Genomic DNA, 17851 nt, shown 5'->3' on the forward strand with positions numbered 1-17851 from the left:
GGCGTCGGTGCTGCGGGCCTAGGGGTGCGCAAGCTCCGAGCTGATGAGCGTCATGGTGCGCGCACGTGCGTTGCCGCGCACGGGGTCGAAGTCGTGGCGCGCACGCGCCAAGAGCGGCTCGACGGAGCTGGTGTCCTCGAGCAGTTGGATGATGTGGCCGACGACGTCCTCGACCGAGCGGCCCACGGGACCGTAGCCGTCGTCGTCGACAGTGAACCAGCCGCGGCGGTAGTGCAGCCCGTAGAAGACGTCCTCGTCGAAGGGGGCGTAGACCATCGGGACACCGAGGAACGCGGCGTCGAACGAGATCGACGAGTAGTCCGTCACGCAGATGCGTGCGCGCAGGAGCTCCTTGCGGAACGAGGCGCCGCCGTCGGCGACGATGCGCACGTGGCTGCTCGAGCCGAGGCGCGTCGCGAAGTGCTGGGCGACCTCGTAGTGGGGGAGGAAGACGATCTCCGCGTCGGCCGCGCGTGCTGCCTCGAGGAGTCGCGGGTCACGCAGGAGCTCGAGGAAGAACTGCTCGTAGTCGGAGCCCGTGAATGTCTCGGGGTCGGGGACGCCGTCCGAGTATGACGGGGCGACGAGGTGCCTGCGCCACGTCGGTGCAATGAGGATCGTGCTGCCCGGGTTCGTCCGCGTCAGCAGGTCGAACCGGGCGAGGCCGATCTCGTGGAGCCGCCCGCCGTAGCCGGCCGTGCCCGAGAGGTAGGCGGTCTCGCGCGGGTGCGAGCTCACGACGGCGTCGAAGCCCGTGCGCTCCCGTGCGATGTTCGACGCCACCCCGTTGTAGATGACCCCGTGCTGCAGCCAGATCCGCTTGGCGCCGATGCGCCAGGAGAGGTACGTGAGGTAGGAGCCGCCGCTCCAGGCCGGAGGCCGCATGTATCCGTCGATGTCGTGGCTCGACACGAGCGCGTCGGCGTGGAGGTAGACGATCTCGTGGAGGAGCGAGCCGTACCGGATGATGCCGCGCAGCGGGTTGCTCGCCGCGTCGATGTAGAACGCACGGAAGGGTGGGTTCGACCGGCGCGCGTGCTCGAAAGCGGCCCAGCCGTTGTCCTGACGGGTCCCGACGCGCTCGCCGAAGACGACGACGGGGCGACCCATGAAGAAGGGGGCGGTGAGGCGGCGCAGGACGATCCTCGACGCGAGCGGCTGGCGCCGGACGACGGCTCCGACGTCCGAGCGCAGGAGCGAGAGCGAGTGACGCAGCCGTGCGAGGCGACCCCGGTGCGAGCGAAGGTCGACCGTCCGTCGTCGCGTGACGAGCCCCTGGGTGATGAGGTCGGGCAGGTGGAGCGCACGGCTCATCCGTCGGAAGCCGAGCGTCGCGCGCAGCGGCGTGGAGACGACAGGGCCGCCCGCGGCCCTCACCTCGAGCGTGAGCGGGTGCGTCCCGGTGGGGGCGTCGGCGACCGGGAGCCTCCCGACGAACCACGAGCCGTCGTCGAGACCGTCGTCGCCTCGGCGGGGCGAGGGCTCGAGCCGGACCAACGTCCGGCGGCCGGCCCGGACGGACGCCTCGACGTCGTGGGCAACGAGGGTGTTCGTCGGGAGGTCCTCGATGTCGATCCGCACCGACATCACGAGGTGCTGGTCGTCCGCGTCCGTGTCGAGGGACTCGATGAAGGCGCGTAGGTCGACGGCGCTGAACCGGCGCCGCGTGCCCGTCAGGTTCGGGACGTCGGCGAAGAGGCGCGGCTCGTCGCTCCGGGCCCCGGCAGGGGCCGGGGCGGTGCTCAGGGTGAGCGTGGGAACCTGTGCGAGCGTCGCGATCGGCTCGGGCACGGTGAGCGCGGCAGCGCGCAGACGCGTGAGGAGCGACAGGCCGCCCTTCTCGAGGCCGTCGAGCGGACGGCCGGCCAAGGGCCGCGCGAGGCGCGCGAAGAAGTCGTCCGCGCGGTCCTGGCCGAGGGCCTCGGGCGCAGCGCCGACGAGCGGGGAGACGAGAGCGGCGACATGGAGGTCGACGAGGGTCGCGCGTCGTGGCGACAGCGTCGGCACGAGGCGCGTGTAGAGACTCTCGACGTACGCGAGCGCCGCGGCGTACGTCTCCGGGAGCGTGAGCCGGGGGTCGAGGAACGCGCCGTCGCTCGGGCCGGGGCGGAGGTCGACGACGGGCTGGGGCAGGAATGCCAGCGACTCGGCCGAGACGATCGCGGACAGGACGACGCCCTCGTCCCCGAGGTCCGGCCCGAGCGCAGCCATCTGAGGGGCGAAGTGTTCCAGGGTGAAGAGCTTGTTGCCGAGCGACGTGTCGAGCACGATCGGTGGCACGTCGAGCGCGAGGCGTGACCTGCGCCGACGTCCCGCGATCTGCAGGACGGTGCGCCACTCTGGGCTGCGGGCCGCGCGTGCCCCCGAGGTCCCTCCGACGGTGACCTCGGCGTCGTTGCGGGCCGCGCTCTCCACGAGCAGGTCGAGGCCACTCGACGCGAGGGTGTCGCCGCCGTCGAGGAAGTAGACGTAGGTCGAGGCCAACCTGGCCACGACGTCGCGGCGAGCACGGGCGACGTCTCCGTCCGCCTCGACCACGCGCGTCCCCTCGGCCCCCTGGGCCAGCTCGAGGATCGCGGGCGGGGTCGCGTCCCCGACGAGCACGACCGGCTCGACGATGACGGTGCCCGCAGCCTCCTCGACACTGTGCAGCGTCGCCGCGGAGGCGAGCCCTGCGGTCGTCGCGTCGACGATGACCGTGACGCTCGGAGCGTTCGCCGCAGGGGCCTGTTCTGCAGAAGGAGACGAACTCATGGACAGCTCCGGGCGTCTGGGGGTGGGCCGCGTCGATTCTAGGACGGGTCCGGGACTCCGTAGGGGAGCCGATGGATCATCGTGGCCTGCTCGAGCGCGGTCTCCCGCGCACGCTGGCCCGACGCCCACTCGCGCTCGCGGCGCTCGGTGAGCACCGCCATGAGGAACGTCTCCGGGTGCGTGCCGGGCGGCGGGCCCGGGGCGACGAACTGCTCGGCCTCCGCGGCGAGCGACCGCCCGAGCCTCTCGCGAGCCGCAGGCGCGAGCCTGTCCGCGCGCGAGAGCATCTGGCGCGCGGCGAGCGCGAGCCCGTCGGGGAGGCGACGCATGTCGGCGGTCCGTGCCCACGCCGCGAGGTGCGGCGGCATGACGAGCGTGACGTCGACCGTGCTGCGTCCCCGGTCGCGCACGACGTACGTGCCCGCGAGCAGATCGCCGAGGCGCCGCCCCTTCTCGTTGAGTAGCGAGACGATGAGCGCGAGCGAGCCAGCCGTCAGGTACGTCTCGCCGACCGCGACGAGCGCCCGGATGAACGCGTGGCGAGCCGTGATCGGGCCGCCGTCGACCCGGACGACGCGGATGCCGAGAGCAAGCTTCCCGAGCGACAGCCCACGGGAGAGCGCCTCGATCGTCGTCGGCACGACGACCGCGACGGTGACGAGCGCCGCGATGATGAGGGGAGACTCGTACCCGGCCGGCAGTGCCAGCCCGGACAAGGCCCACGCCAGGGCGACCACGACGACGGTGAGAGCGACGAGGTCGATGAGAAGAGCGAGGCCCCGCGTGAGGAAGGCGGCCGGGCGGGCGTCGACGACGACGCCCTCGCCGGTGACGATGCCGTCGCGCACTGGTCCTCCTTGGATGTTGCGCTCGCCGTCCGAGCCGCTCCCGCTAGGGTAGCGGTCGTGGATCTCGACGCATTCCGACTCACGCACGAGCCCGAGTGGCAGCGGCTCGCCGAGCTCACGCGCCGCCGACGCCTCGGCGGCGCGGAGGCCGACGAGCTCGTCCGGCTCTACCAGTCGGTGGCGACGCACCTGTCCGTCGTGCGCTCGAGCGCCCCCGACCCCGGGCTCGTCCAGCGCCTCTCCGTGCTCGTCTCGCGTGCGCGCAACGCGCTGGCCGGTGCGCACGACCCGCGCTGGTCCGACGTCGTGCGCTTCGCGACGGTGAGCGCGCCCGCAGCCGTCTACCGCATCCGATGGTGGATCCACGGCGTGACGGCGGCGTGCGTGATCCTCGCCGTCGTCGCGGGGTTCGCCGCCGCGCGCGACTCCTCGATCCTCGCGCTCCTCGGCACGCCCGAGGACCGGCAGCAGTACGTCGACCAAGCGTTCGCGCAGTACTACGACCCCGGCCTCGACTTCGCCCTCACGGTGTGGACGAGCAACGCGTGGATCGCGGCCCAGTGCATCGCGCTCGGCATCACGGGCGTGTGGCCCGTGTACGTCCTCGCGAACAACGCGATCAACGTCGGCGCGATGGGCGGGCTCATGGCCGCGCACGGTCGGCTCGACATCTTCTTCGCGCTCATCACGCCGCACGGCCTGCTCGAGCTCACCGCGATCTTCGCCGCGGGGGCGGCGGGCCTCAAGCTGTTCTGGACGATCGTCGACCCGGGCCGTCGGCCGCGCGGCGTCGCGCTCGCGCAGGAGGGGCGTGCGACGTTCACCGTCGTCGTGACGCTCGCCGTCGCGCTCGCGGTCTCGGGGATCGTCGAGGGCTGGGTGACCGGGTCCATGCTGCCGTGGTGGCTGAAGATCCTCATCGGCATGGTCGTGCTGGCCGGGTTCTGGACGTGGGTGACGGTCCTCGGCCGGCGCGCCGTGCGCGCGGGCCACACGGGCGACCTCAGCGAGGACCGCGCCGGGGGCGTCCAGCTCTACGCGTGAGGTCCCTCAGAGCGCGAGAACCGTGAGCGCGGGGATAGCGACGCTCGCGATCATCGCGCCCACGACGAGGAGGGCGACGCGGCGGTTGCGGCGTTCACGGTCGGTCTGCTGAGGCGCGTCCATGCTCCACATTGTCGCAGACACGCGCCGGAGAGAGCCTGAGAGTCGCGTCACCGAGCGTGCCGGGCGGCACGCCAGGCGCGCACGTCCTAGAGCCGACCTGCTCGCTTGAGCGCGAGATAGAGGTCGGCGAGCGCGGGCGCGAGCTCCTCGGGCGGTGCGTGGAGGACCTCGACGCCCCGACGTCGCAGGACTGTCGCGACCGAGGTGCGCTCGAGCTCTCCGCGCTCTGCGGCCGCCGCGTCGTAGAGGTCCTCGACGTCGGTCCGCGTCCGGCGGAGCCCGTCGATCTCGGGGTCGCGCACGGACGCGACGACGACGAGGTGGTTGCGCACGAGCCCGTCGACGACGGGAAGGAGCCCTGACTCGACCGCTGCCGGGTCCGTCGTCGTCAGCAGGACGACGAGAGCCCGCTGGCTGAGCCGCTCGCCGATCGCGGTGACGAGCGCGGGCCAGTCCGCCTCGACGAGCTTGGGCTCGACAGGCGCGAGCGCCTCGGCGAGCGCGGGCATGAGCCGCGCCCCGGAGGCCCCGGCGACGCGTGCACGGGCCCGGCGGTCGAACGCGAGGAGCTCGACCCGGTCGCCGGCGTGCGAGGCGAGAGCCGAGAGCAGGAGGGACGCCTCGATGCCGGCGTCGAGCCGCGGCTCGTCGCCGATGCGCGCGGCCGAGGTGCGCGACGTGTCGAGCACGATGAGGACCCGACGGTCCCGCTCGGGACGCCACGTGCGCACGACGACGTCGCCTCGGCGTGCGGTCGCGCGCCAGTCGATCGAGCGGACGTCGTCGCCGATGACGTACTCGCGCAGCGAGTCGAACTCGGTGCCCTCGCCTCTGACCTGCACCGCAGAGCGACCGTCCATCTCGCGCAGGCGTGCGAGCCGCGACGGCAGGTGGCGGCGTGAGCGGAACGGGGGCAGGACGCGCAGCATCGCGGGGACGTCGAGGGACACCTGGCGGCCGCCGACGCGCAACGGTCCGAGCGTGCGCAGCGTGAGCGCCGCAGCGGTCCGGTCGCCGCGCCGCCGGGGCACGAGCGTCGTGCGGAGGCGTGCGCCCTCGCCGGCGCGCACGTCGAAGGAGTGCACGGGCACGGCAGCGCCCGCGGACGGCTGCCACGCGTCGCGCAGGACTCCGCGGGCCCGACGACCTGCGCCGTTCGTCAGCACGACGGTCGACGTCGTGGGCTCGTCGAGCCGGACCGAGCCGGGCACGGAGCGCGTGACCGTGAGCCGCCGGGGCGACGCGGCGAGCCCGACGTCGAGCGCCCACACGAGCGCGACGAGCAGGACCCACGCGACGACGGTCGCGACCTCGGGCCGCGCGAGGACGGGGAGCGCACCGAGCGCCAGCAGGGCGACGGCGCGGCCGGTCACGACCACGGAGCCTCCTCGGCGGAGCTGGGACGGGCGAGAGTCATCGAGGGACCGGCACGCTCGCGAGGACGGTCGCGAGCACGGACTCGGCCGTCACGCCCTCGAGCTCGGCCTCGGGGCGGACCGCGACGCGGTGGCGCAGCGTCGAGGTGACGAGCGCCTTGACGTCGTCGGGTGTCACGTAGTCGCGTCCCGCGAGCCATGCCCACGCGCGCGACGTCGCGAGGAGGGCGGTCGCGCCGCGCGGAGACACCCCGAGCGAGAGCGACGGCGAGCTGCGCGTCGCGCGGCACAGGTCGACGACGTACGTGAGGATCTCCGGCGCGACCTGGACGCGGGCGACCGCGCCGCGCGCGGCCTCGAGCGTCGCCGCGTCCGCGACGGGGCCGACTCCCGCGCCGGCGAGGTCCCGCGGGGAGAAGCCCGCCGCGTGGCGTCGGAGGATCTCGACCTCCTGGTCTCGCTCGGGCAGCGGCAGGACGACCTTGAGGAGGAAGCGGTCGAGCTGGGCCTCGGGCAGCGGGTAGGTGCCCTCGTACTCGACCGGGTTCTGCGTCGCGATGACGAGGAACGGGTCGGGCAGCGGACGCGGTGTGCCGTCGACCGACACCTGGCGCTCCTCCATGGCCTCGAGCAGCGAGGACTGCGTCTTGGGGGGCGTGCGGTTGATCTCGTCGGCGAGCAGGAGGTTCGTGAAGACCGGCCCCTCGCGGAACGAGAACTCTGCGGTCCGTGCGTCGTAGATGAGCGAGCCCGTGATGTCACCGGGCATGAGGTCGGGCGTGAACTGCACGCGCGCGGTGTCGAGCGACAGCGACGCCGACAGGGTACGCACGAGCAGCGTCTTGGCGACGCCCGGGACGCCCTCGAGCAGGACGTGCCCGCGGCACAGCAGCGCGATGAGCAGGCAGGTGACGGCGGAGTCCTGCCCGACGACGGCCTTGGCGACCTCGGCGCGGACCGCGGCGAGAGCGTTGCGCAGCGCGGCGTCGCCCGTGGGCGCGGGGGCGGCGGGCGCGGGCGGGGGCTGCACGGCGGCGCCTCGGTCCTGCACGGGCGTGGGAAGGGTGGGGTCCTGCATCGGGACGGTCTCGTCGGTCACGAGCGGTCAACCTCTCTCTCGAGCTGGTCAAGCTGGTGGATGAGAGCGGCGAACGCCGCGTCGTCGGGGGGTGGTGGGCCGTGGAGGACGGACGCGATCTCGAGCGGGTCGCGTCCGGTCGCGCGTGCGACGGAGTCGACGAGAGAAGGCCCGTCGGCCGAGCGCGGCAGCCCGACGCGCCGGGCCATCCGGTCGGCGGCGCCCGCGCGGAGCGCTGCCGCCGAGTGCCCGCGCGCGGCGGCGCGTCGGTAGAGACGGCCTCGCCCGTAAGTCGACTCGACGGCGCGGACCTCGACGGGCAGCTCCTCGGAGATGACAGGCCCGAGCCTGCGTCCACGCCACAGGACGGTGCCGAGGAGCACGAACGCGGCGAGGAGCGTCATCGAGCGGGCCCAGTCCGGCAGGAGGTCAAGGAGGCCGGGGTTGGTCGCGCCCGACATCTCGCCCTCGAGCGCCGGGTTCCGAGGCAGGAACCACACGAGGGAGTCGTGGCGGCCGAGCGTGCGCAGCGCGAGCGCCGCATTGCCCTCGCGCGTGACGGAGTCGTTCCGCACGAGGCCGGCTGAGCCGAGGACGTCGACGCGGCGACCGTCGTCGAGGACGACGGAGACGACGGCGGCAGAATCGCCGGGGAGGACGAAGCACGTCGTGGCGTCGTCGTCGGCGGTGTACGTCGCTCCGTCGACGGCGATCCGGCCTGCTGCGACCGCGTCGGGGTCGGCGCAGCCCGCGTCGAGGGGCACGGTGGGGACGGTCCCGTCCGGAGCCAGGGCCACGCGGCCCTGCGTGAGCCGTGCGACGACCGCGGGGTCGACGGCGATGAGCACGAGGTCGGCGCGTGTGCCGGCGAGCGCGTCGAGAGCGGCGTCGTCGAGGGAGGCGCCGCCGACGACGGCGAGAGTCTCGCCGCTTCCCGCGCGGCGTGCGGCGTCCTGCGCGCTCGACGCCCGAGCGACGTCGACGCCTTGCCTGCGCAGGACCTCGGCGACGGCGCGGGCACCGTCGCCGCCGACGTTGCGCACGTCGAGGGGGACGTCGCTGCGGCGCGGGGTGAGGACCACGAGCGCGGCGACCGCGACGACCACGACGACGAGGATGCCGACGGGCCAGCGCCACCGGTGCCACCGGGTGCGGACGCGTGAGCGCAGGTCGGTGCTGTCCCCGGTGACGCCCGCGGGAGCGAGGTCCTGCTCGGCGGTGCTCATGCGAGCCTCCCGGGGACGGTGGCACGCTCGGCGGTCGGAAGCGGACGCGTTGACCCGAGCTCGTCGTCGAGGGCGACGACCGCCGTGAGGTGCTGGGTGGTCGCGGGACGTTCGCCGTAGAGCGTGTCGTCGAAGACGCGCGCGGCGCTGCGGATGCTGGTGCTCGCACCGGGGAACGCGGCACCGAGCTCCGCCGCTGCCTCGTCGGCGGTGCGGCCTGGCATCTCGGTGAGGACGACGCGTTCCTCGGCCGCACGCACGACGGCACGGAAGCGTTCGACGACGGCGGTCGTGAGGTCTCCGTGGGAGGCCGCTGCGAGGGAGGCGGCACGCATCTGCTCGGACGTCCGAGAGTCGTCGGCTGCAGCGAGCGCGCCGGGTGCGAGCTGCTTGGCCCGGAGCCGTGCGGGGCCCGCGACCCAGAGCGCGACGCCGACGATGGCGAGGACGACCCCGACGACGGCGACGAGCACGACCGGGTTCATCGATCCGGTGGCGTCGAGCAGGCCGGAGATCTTCTCGATGATCCACCCGATGACGCGCTCGACGAGCGAGGGACCCTCGTGGTACTCGGGCCGGGCCAGCTCGTCCTCGAGCCACCGGCGCGCGGTCGGCGCGTCGGGGTCGACGGGGACGCTCAGGGCGGCCCAGGCAGCGGCGAGCACCTCAGCGGGTCTCGCGTGCCGCGGCCGCGGCGAGCTCGACGTCGAGGCCCTCGCGCCGCATGCGGACGTCGATGTAGAGGAGTGCGAGAAGGGCGCTCATGAACGTGATCGTCACGACGTAGCTGACGATCGTCGTGAGCATCGTGATGCCGGTCATCATGAGTCCGGCGGGGGCGACGACCGCGAGGAGCCCGGCGACGATCCCCAGGGGGATCGCGACGATCTGCGCGACGATGCTCACGGCGATCTGTGCGAGGAGGTAGATGCCGAAAAGGCGCCAGAACCCGCCGCGCGTGAGCCCCCACCCGCGGACGATCGCGGCACCGATCGGCAGCCTTTCGAGGACGATGCACGGCGCGATGAGCATCGTGCGGACGGTGAACCAGACGAGCGCGACGAAGAGGGCGACGATGAGAAGGACGACGAGCACGCCGAAAGCGAGGCCACCGCCGTCGAGGTCAGAGATTCTCGACAGGGCGAGAAAGGACGCGGCGATCACCCCGCCGCTGACGATCGTCGCCGCGAGGCCGAGGAAGAACGTCAGCCCGATGAGACGCCAGATCGCGGGACGTGTCGCGGCCCAGATCTCGCCGATCGAGGCCTTGCGGCCGAGGACGGAGCGCGAGACGGACACCGTGAGCATGCCGGTCATCACGGGCGTGACGACGAGAGTCATGATCGGGAGCAGAAGCAGCATCGTGACAAACGAGTCGAGAAACGACTGCGCGTCTGCGAGGTCCTCCGCGGCGAGCTCGTCACCGAAGAGGGAGGCGAGGCCCGAGCCGAAGACCTGGGGGAAGATCTCTGCGAGGAGCATCTGACCGAGGATCCCGACGACGGCGGCGATCGTCACGACGAGCGTCGTCAGGCCGACCATGACCCGCGGGTTCGTGCGGATCGCGCCGAACGAGCCGTCGAAGATCTCGCCGAGGCCGAGCGGACGCAGCGGGATGATGCCGGGGCGGAGCGACGGCGGCGGACCCGAGAAGCCCTGCGGCGCACCGTAGCCGGGGCCGGCCTGGCCGTACTGCGGCTGGCCGTATTGGGGCTGGCCGTATTGCGGCTGGCCGTACTGGGGCTGGCCGTGTTGCGGCTGGCCGTACTGGGGCTGGCCGGACGGGGGCTGCGTGGCGCCCGTCGGGTCCGGCGGCGGCGCGTACTGGCCGTAGCGCGGTTCGGGCCGCGCGTCAGTCCCGTTGCCCTCAGCGTCGGGAAGGCCCCAACCGGCCCCGTCTCCACTCGTCATCAGTGCGATCTCCCAGCCCCGTCACGTGGTGCCCGGCGACGCGTCGCCGCACGGACACGCGCCATCGTGCCACGAACCGACCCATCGGCGCAGGGTGGGTCGTGCCACGTGGCCTCGGCAGATGGCAGACTGGCGCGCATGAAGGAACGCGTTCTCGTCGTCGATGACGACACCGCACTGGCGGAGATGATCGGCATCGTCCTGCGCTCGGAGGGGTTCGAGCCGTCGTTCTGCGCCGACGGCGACGGCGCCCTCGCGGCCTTCCGAGCGTCGAAGCCCGACGTCGTGCTGCTCGACCTCATGCTGCCCGGCAAGGACGGCAACGAGGTCTGCCGCCTCATCCGAGCCGAGTCGGGCGTCCCCATCATCATGCTCACGGCGCGCACCGACACGGTCGACGTCGTCCTGGGGCTCGAGGCGGGTGCCGACGACTATGTCTCCAAGCCGTTCAAGCCCAAGGAGCTCATCGCGCGCATCCGTGCCCGCCTGCGCCGCAACGAGGAGGTCGAGGCCGAGCGGCTGACGATCGGCGACCTCGAGATCGATGTCACGGGTCACCGTGTCCTGCGCGGCGGCGAGCCGATCTCCCTCACCCCGCTCGAGTTCGACCTGCTCGTGGCGCTCGCGCGCAAGCCGTGGCAGGTGTTCTCGCGCGAGGTCCTCCTCGAGAAGGTCTGGGGCTACCGCCACGCGGCGGACACGCGCCTCGTCAACGTCCACGTCCAGCGGCTGCGCTCGAAGATCGAGCACGATCCCGAGCGCCCCGAGATCGTCGTGACGGTCCGTGGTGTGGGCTACCGGGCAGGCGCCGCGGGGGCATGAGCGCGGACGGCGTCGTCGCCGAGGGACCCGCGCTCGCGGGGCCGCTCGGCAGGCTCGCGCGTCGGTGGCGTCGCTCGATCCAGGTCAAGGTCGTCTCGACGGCTCTCGTCGTCGGGACCGTCCTGCTCCTCGTGCTCGGCGGCTACCTGTCGGGCTCGATCCGGGACGGTGTGTTCGACCAGCGCCTCGACGAGGTCCTCCTCGACTCGGCGCGGACGACGCAGCAGGCACAGCTGACGTTCGACACGTCGACGGCCGCGACGTCGACGCAGGTGCAGCTGCTCCTCAACGACATGCTGCCCAAGCTGCGCTCGAGCGGCACGAGCTCGCGCGAGGTCGTGCTCCTGCGCACCGAGGCAGCCCAGGTCGCGCCCGGGATCGTCGACATCACGACGGCGCAGGCCCTCATCCCGCTCATCAGCGATGCCCTGCGCGCGGCCGTCGTCCGGGGCGACGGCCAGCAGTGGCAGTCGGTCGCCGTGCCGGACGCGACGGGCAGCGGGCCCGGCATCGTCGTCGGGTCGCTCGTCGAGGTCCCGCTCGCGGGCCCGTTCGAGCTGTACTTCGTGTACTCGCTCGGGGCCGAGCAGGACACGCTCGGGTTCATCCAGGGCGTGCTGCTCGTCGGCGCCGCGGCGCTCATCGCGATCCTCGTCGTCATCACCTTCGTCTCGACCCGGCAGGTCGTCAGCCCCGTCCAGCGCGCCGCGCTCAGCGCGGAGCGCCTCGCCGAGGGGCACCTCGGCGAGCGCCTCGCGGTGCGGGGCAGCGACGAGATGGCGACGCTCGGCCGGTCGTTCAACGAGATGGCCGCGAGCCTCCAGCGTCAGATCGAGCAGATGGAGGCGCTCAGCGCGCTCCAGCGCCGCTTCGTCTCCGACGTCTCCCACGAGCTGCGCACACCGCTCACGACGATCCGCATGGCCGCCGAGATGATCAACGACGCGAAGGACGAGTTCAACCCGGTCGTGCGCCGCTCGGCGGAGCTGCTCTCGCTCCAGCTCGACCGCTTCGAGTCGCTCCTCGCGGACCTTCTCGAGATCTCACGCTTCGACGCGGGCGCCGCGACCCTCGACGCGGAGCACCGCGACGTGCGCGACATCGTCGACCGCGCCGTCGACAACGCGGTGCCCCTGGCGAGCGCCAAGGGTGTCTTCCTCTCGGTCGACTACGAGGACGCGCCCGCGCGCGCCGACGTCGACCCGGTGCGGCTCGAGCGCATCGTGCGCAACCTGCTCGTCAATGCGATCGAGCACGCTGAGGAGGGGCCCGTCGAGGTGACGGTCGCCTCGGACGCGCAGGCCGTCGCCGTGCACGTGAGAGACTTCGGGGTCGGCATGACGGCTGAGGCCGCCACGCGTGTCTTCGACAGGTTCTGGCGCGCGGACCCCGCGCGTGCCCGGACGACGGGTGGCACCGGTCTCGGCCTCGCGATCTCGCTCGAGGACGCGCGCCTGCACGGCGGCTGGCTCGAGGCCTGGGGCCGTCCGGGGGAGGGCGCGGCGTTCCGGCTCACGCTGCCGCGGCGCGCCGGCATCCGGCTCGCGACGTCGCCCGTGCCGCTCGTGCCCGAGAGCGCCGAGCCGCGTGACCCCGTGCATCACGACCCGCACAGCACGCCGGGCGGGTACGGGGCCGCCTCGGTCCCGGTGCTCGCCGACGACGAGGAGGACGCATGAGCGCGACGACGGGGCGCAGGGCCCGCACGGTGGCGGTGGCGGCGTGCGCGGCCGCCGCGCTCGCGGGCTGCGTGTCGCTGCCGACCTCGGGGCCGGTCTCGCGCGGCGAGGCAGGCGTCGTCGACGACCAGGACCCGATCTACCTCATCATCGACGGGCCCGTCGCGGGCGCGTCGCCCGAGCAGATCGTCCGCGGGTTCGTCACGGCGCAGGCCGCGGGAGCGGTCGACCGCTTCGAGACCGCGCGCACGTTCCTCACCCCGGCGGCGGTCGACGGGTGGGACCCGCGCACGGGCATCACGGTGTTCGCGGGCGATCTGACGTTCGACGCCCCGTCCGAGATCCCGGCCCCGGGCGCGCCCGGGACGGACCCCGACGACCCGACGCAGACCGACGCCGGCGGCGATGAGACGACCGACCGCGGGTCGGCCACCGACGGCGGGTCGCCGGGGACGCGCGGACCTGACACGGGAACGCCCACGGGGGAGACCCCGGAGCCCACGCCGACGCTCGACGTCGCCGCCGCGACGCAGCTCGCCCTCACCGGGCACGCACGCGTCGCCGCGTCCGTCGACGGGACGGGCCGGCTCACGGAGGCCGACCCCGAGGCCGTCCAGGACGTCCAGGTCGAGCTCGAGCGCACGGCTGACGGCGAATGGCGGATCTCGGAGGTGCCCGACGGGCTCCTCGTCTCGCAGCCGAACTTCCGCGCGGCCTACGAGGCCACGGCGGTGTACTTCGCGACGACGGACCTCGCCTACCTCGTCCCCGAGGTGCGCTGGTTCCCGCGGGAGAACCACGCCTCGTACGCGATCTCCTCGCTCCTCGCCGGGCCGTCGCCGCTGCTCCGCGACGTCGTCGTCACGGGGGCGCCGGCCGGCACGACGCTGTCGGTCGAGGGCGTGCGGACGGGTGAGGCGGGCCGCGTCGACGTCGACCTCAGCCAGCAGGTGCTCGCGGCCGACGAGCCGCAGCGCTCGCTCCTCGCCGCGCAGATCGATGCGACGCTGCGGACGCTCGGGATCGCGGGCGTCAACCTCATGGTCGGGGGCGTGCCCCTCACGGGGGCGTCGCCGCTCGCGATCGAGCGAGACCCGTCGCCCGGTGGCGCGCCGGTCGGGCTGCGGACCGCCGACTCCGTCGTCGTGCGCCTCGAGGGCCGTGAGCTCGTCCCCGTCGAGGGTGTCGCGCCGCTCGAGGGCGTCGACGTCACGGGGCTCGCCGTCTCCGCCGACGGGGCGACGCTCGTCGCGCGCGACGGGCACAGCCGCATCCTCCGGCTCACGCCGGACGGTGCGCCGCCGACGACGCTCGTCGAGGGCAATCGCCTCGTCGTGCCGTCGGTCGACCGGACGGGCCGCGTGTGGACGGCCGACCGGACGCACGGCGCATCGCTCATGGTCCTCGCGCCGGGCGACGAGGATCCTGTTCTGCTCGACGCGCCGTGGCTCGAGGACACCGAGGTCGTGGCGCTGCGCGTCGCGCGCGACGGGGCGCGCGTCGCGGTCGTCGTCGGCGCGCCCGAGGCGTCACGCGTGTTCGTCGCAGGGGTCGTGCGGGCCGAGGACGGGACCCCGACCGGCCTGACGACACCGGTGAGCGGCGGGGCGTCGATCACGACCGTGACGGACGTCGACTGGGTGGACGAGTCGACTCTCGTCGTGCTCGGTGCGCCGCCCGGGGGGACGCACCTGTCGGCGTACGTCGTGCCGATCGGCGGCACGAGCGAGGCGATGTCGACCGTCGACGACGTCGTGGGACTCACGTCGGGACGCGGCCGGCGTGCGGTGTACGTCGAGACGTCGTCGGGCGACGTCTTCGGCCGCGGTGCGACGGGCACGAACTGGACGCCCGTCGTCTCGGGGGTCCGGCGCCTCACCTACCCGGGCTGAGCCGCCGACCACAGTCACGTGCGAGGCGCGGGCCGTCCACAGACGGACGCCGGCCGTGGACGTCGCGTCCGAGGCTCTCCGGGTGGACCCTGCCCGGTGGCGCCCCTTGGCACGTCTGGGGGACCTCGTCGTCCCCCTGGCGTGCGCGGGGTGCGGTGCACGGGGCGTCGTGCTGTGCCCCGGGTGCCGCGCCCTGCTCGGCGACCCGTGGCGGTGCGAGCGCGGGGCGCCGCGCCTCGACCGCACCGACGGCCTGCCACCGCTGCCCGTGTGGGCGCTCGCGGCGCTGCGGGGCCCCGTCCACGGGCTCGTCGTCGCGTGGAAGGACGGAGGGCGGCGTGACGTCGACGCCGCGCTCGCGGCGTCGATGCTTGCCGCGGGGGAGACGCTCGCGGTCGCCCTGAGGGAGGTGACGTGCCGGGTCGACGTCGTCCCGGTGCCGTCCTCGCCGCGGTCGACGCTCCGGCGCGGCTGCGTGCCCGTCGTCGGGCTTGCCGCAGCTCTCTCGGCCGGCCTGCGGGCGAGCGGTGTGGGCGCGCGGCCCGACGCCCGAGTGCTGCGCCGTCGGCTCGGCGTCCGCGACCAGGCGGGGCTGGGGCGCGACGCCCGCGGTCACAACCTCGCGGGGGCACTCGTCGCCCGGCCGACGGAGTCCGACGTGCCCGTCCTCGTCGTCGACGACGTCCTCACGACCGGAGCGACGCTCGCCGCGGTGCACGACACGCTGGCGCGGGCGGGCAGGAGCGTGCTCGGGGCGGTCGTCCTCGCGGCGACGCCACTGGCCCCGGGGACTCTCGCGCCCGCTTTCCCGTCGTGTCCAGGGACGTAGGGGCTGCGACCACGACGCCGGACGGGATAGGCTCGTCGTGAGCCAGCCCACCTGGACCTCGCGCCGGACCATCTGTGTCCCGGCGCGGGTGACGGTGGGACGTCAGACGACTCGTCAAGGAGGTGATCGGACCTCGAGGCCCAGGAGGCCCACCCCCAGACGACAGTCCGCGAGCGCTCCGGAGGGGAGCGTTCGCCAGCCCACAACGGAGGCTCATATGGAGATCGCGATCGTCGGCCGGCACACCGAGGTGCCCGAGCGTTTCCGCCGACACGTCGAGGACAAGCTCAGCAAGGTCTCGCAGCTCGCGCCGCGCGCGCAGCGTATCGAGGTCGAGGTCACGGAGGAGAAGAACCCCCGGCTCGCCGACGTGCGGGAGAAGGTCGAGCTCACCGTCCGAGACAAGGGCCCGGTCGTCCGGGCGGAGGCCGCGGCGGACGACCGCTACGCGGCGCTCGATCTCGCGAGCGCGAAGCTCATGGAGCGTCTCCGTCGCGTCCGTGACCGCCGCAAGGACCACCGCGGGAACATGGTCGCCCCGCCCGTCGACGTCCGCCCGTACTCTGAGGAGGCTCCGGCCGAGCCGGAGGCCCCGGCCGCGCCGCTCGCCGCGGGCGAGAGCTCGGAGTCGATGCTCGGCGACTCGCCGGTCGTCATCCGGCAGAAGGTCCACGCCGCCCGTCCCATGTCGATCGATGACGCGCTCTACGAGATGGAGCTCGTCGGCCACGACTTCTTCCTCTTCGTCAACTCCGCGACGGGACGACCGTCGGCCGTCTACAACCGCCGCGGCTGGTCGTACGGCGTCATCGAGCTCGACGTCACCGAGGAGTAGGCCCCCGCGGACGTCCGCGACCGCACAGCACGTCGGCGAGGCCCCGGTTCCCAGGACCGGGGCCTCGCCCGCGTCGTGCGCGTGAGGAACGGGCCGGTGGCCGCGACACGTTGCGGCCCTGCGCGGGCGGAGACTGCGGCGATGTCGGTGGCGCGTGGTTCGATCGGGGCATGCCGATCACCCGCGAGACGCTGTCCCTCGCCGAGGCCCGTCGTGTCGCGCTCGGCGCGCAGGGCCTGCACCGCCCCAGTCCCGCGGAGACGCCCGGGCTGGGGCCCGCCGCGCTCGCGCGCTCGGTCGTGTCCCGGGGCCTGCTGCAGATCGACTCGATCCAGGTGCTCGCGCGCGCCCACCTCGTCCCGACGTACTCGCGGCACGGTGCGTACGACGTCGCGGCGCTCGACCGCGCGGCCGGCAGGGGACCGCGTCGGCTCGTCGAGACGTGGGCGCACGAGGCCTCGTTCGTCCCGGTCGGCACGTACCCGCTGCTCGCGATGCGGCGACGGCGTGCCGAGGAGTACGCGTGGGGCGGCATCTCGTCGGTCGCGCGGACGCACCCCGAGGTCGTCGCGCGCGTGCGCGAGCTCGTCAGTGAGCTCGGTCCCGTGACGGCGGCAGGCGTGCAGGACGCGATCGAGCACGAGCACCCGCGCGGCGCGCGCACGGAGTGGGGCTGGAACTGGTCGGTCGCCAAGCGCTGCCTCGAGCTTCTGCTCACGACGGGCGGGGTCGCGGTCGCGGGACGGACCCCGACCTTCGAGCGGCTCTACGACCTCCCGGAGCGCGTCCTGCCGGCGGACGTCCTCGCGGCCGAGCCTGACGACGCGACGTGCGTGCGCGGGCTGCTCGAGATCGGGGCGCGCGCGCACGGGGTCGGCACGGCCGCGTGCTTCCGCGACTACTTCCGGCTGCGCGGCCCCCTTGTCGACGCGGCCCTCGCCGAGCTCGTCGAGGACGGCACGCTGCGCCCCGTCACGGTGCGCGGCTGGGACGCGCCGACGTACCTCCACCGGGACGCGGTGCTGCCCGGGACGGCGCGCGCGACGACGCTCGTGAGCCCGTTCGACCCGCTCGTGTGGTTCCGGCCCCGGCTCGAGGCGCTCTTCGGGGTCGAGTACCGCATCGAGATCTACACACCCGCGGCCCGCCGGACGTACGGCTACTACGCGCTCCCGCTGCTCGTGGGGGACAGGTTCGTCGCGCGGCTCGACCTGCGGCACGACCGCCGCGCCCGGGCCGTCGAGGTGCTCGGGGCGTTCGCCGAGCCGGGCCGGCCCCCGGGGCCCCAGGGCCGCCCGGTCGCGGACCTCCCGGGTGTCGTCCGGGCCGAGCTCGCGCGGCTCGGCGCGTGGCTCGGGGCGGACCGGGTCGTCGTCCCGGAGGGCGCGCGCGGGGATCTCGTGTCCGCTCTGCGCGTAGTGCCGTGACCCTGGT

The 17851-nt window shown here is 73.8% G+C and carries 14 protein-coding genes; 7 read left to right on the forward strand and 7 right to left on the reverse strand.

Annotated elements, in window-relative coordinates; translation table 11 throughout:
* Positions 1–18: 18 nt before the first annotated feature.
* The gene (locus tag G7063_RS03975) at positions 19–2754 is read right to left on the reverse strand and encodes a CDP-glycerol glycerophosphotransferase family protein (RefSeq protein ID WP_166413236.1); all 2736 of its coding nucleotides are present in this window, start codon (positions 2752–2754) and stop codon (positions 19–21) included.
* 38 nt (positions 2755–2792) lie between these two features.
* Positions 2793–3602, reverse strand: a complete 810-nt coding sequence (locus G7063_RS03980) for an RDD family protein (RefSeq protein WP_166413237.1) — start codon at positions 3600–3602, stop codon at positions 2793–2795.
* A gap of 57 nt (positions 3603–3659) precedes the next feature.
* On the opposite strand from G7063_RS03980, the gene G7063_RS03985 reads away from it, so the two are divergent.
* A complete protein-coding gene (locus G7063_RS03985) occupies positions 3660–4646 on the forward strand; it encodes a stage II sporulation protein M (RefSeq protein WP_166413238.1) in 987 nt (328 codons plus the stop codon).
* A gap of 209 nt (positions 4647–4855) precedes the next feature.
* Here the strand turns inward: G7063_RS03985 and G7063_RS03990 are convergent, their stop codons facing one another.
* From G7063_RS03990 to G7063_RS04010, 5 genes are read right to left on the reverse strand one after another with little or no spacing between them, the layout of a single operon-like run.
* Positions 4856–6148, reverse strand: coding sequence for a DUF58 domain-containing protein (locus G7063_RS03990; RefSeq protein WP_166413239.1), 1293 nt, complete (start codon positions 6146–6148; stop codon positions 4856–4858).
* 34 nt (positions 6149–6182) lie between these two features.
* Complete coding sequence (locus tag G7063_RS03995) at positions 6183–7223, reverse strand: MoxR family ATPase (RefSeq protein WP_166415188.1); 1041 nt, start codon at positions 7221–7223, stop codon at positions 6183–6185.
* A gap of 17 nt (positions 7224–7240) precedes the next feature.
* Complete coding sequence (locus G7063_RS04000; RefSeq protein WP_166413240.1) at positions 7241–8449, reverse strand: DUF4350 domain-containing protein; 1209 nt, start codon at positions 8447–8449, stop codon at positions 7241–7243.
* Positions 8446–9114, reverse strand: coding sequence for a DUF4129 domain-containing protein (locus tag G7063_RS04005; RefSeq protein ID WP_166413241.1), 669 nt, complete (start codon positions 9112–9114; stop codon positions 8446–8448). The genes G7063_RS04000 and G7063_RS04005 overlap by 4 nt, the downstream gene beginning before the upstream one ends.
* 1 nt (position 9115) lies before the next feature.
* Positions 9116–10360, reverse strand: a complete 1245-nt coding sequence (locus G7063_RS04010) for a glycerophosphoryl diester phosphodiesterase membrane domain-containing protein (RefSeq protein ID WP_166413242.1) — start codon at positions 10358–10360, stop codon at positions 9116–9118.
* Positions 10361–10498: 138 nt separating this feature from the next.
* Here G7063_RS04010 and mtrA point away from each other — a divergent pair, with 138 nt between their 5' ends.
* From mtrA to G7063_RS04040, 6 genes are all read left to right on the forward strand, one after another.
* The gene (gene mtrA, locus G7063_RS04015) at positions 10499–11182 is read left to right on the forward strand and encodes an MtrAB system response regulator MtrA (RefSeq protein WP_166413243.1); all 684 of its coding nucleotides are present in this window, start codon (positions 10499–10501) and stop codon (positions 11180–11182) included.
* A complete protein-coding gene (gene mtrB, locus G7063_RS04020) occupies positions 11179–12861 on the forward strand; it encodes an MtrAB system histidine kinase MtrB (protein WP_166413244.1) in 1683 nt (560 codons plus the stop codon). Before mtrA ends, mtrB begins: the two co-directional genes overlap by 4 nt.
* Positions 12858–14753 carry an LpqB family beta-propeller domain-containing protein gene (locus G7063_RS04025; protein WP_166413245.1) on the forward strand — a complete coding sequence of 632 codons (1896 nt, stop codon included), beginning with the start codon at positions 12858–12860 and terminating at the stop codon, positions 14751–14753. The genes mtrB and G7063_RS04025 overlap by 4 nt, the downstream gene beginning before the upstream one ends.
* Before the next feature lie 106 nt (positions 14754–14859).
* Entirely contained in the window at positions 14860–15582 is a 723-nt protein-coding gene (locus tag G7063_RS04030; RefSeq protein ID WP_240916180.1) for a ComF family protein, read from the forward strand.
* Between the two features lie 217 nt (positions 15583–15799).
* A complete protein-coding gene (hpf, locus tag G7063_RS04035) occupies positions 15800–16417 on the forward strand; it encodes a ribosome hibernation-promoting factor, HPF/YfiA family (RefSeq protein WP_166413247.1) in 618 nt (205 codons plus the stop codon).
* Positions 16418–16587: 170 nt separating this feature from the next.
* On the forward strand, positions 16588–17844 hold the full coding sequence (locus G7063_RS04040; protein ID WP_166413248.1) for a winged helix-turn-helix domain-containing protein: 1257 nt from the start codon (positions 16588–16590) through the stop codon (positions 17842–17844).
* The last annotated feature ends 7 nt before the right edge of the window (positions 17845–17851 follow it).

This window comes from Sanguibacter sp. HDW7 (genome assembly GCF_011300875.1).
Taxonomy (GTDB): domain Bacteria; phylum Actinomycetota; class Actinomycetes; order Actinomycetales; family Cellulomonadaceae; genus Flavimobilis.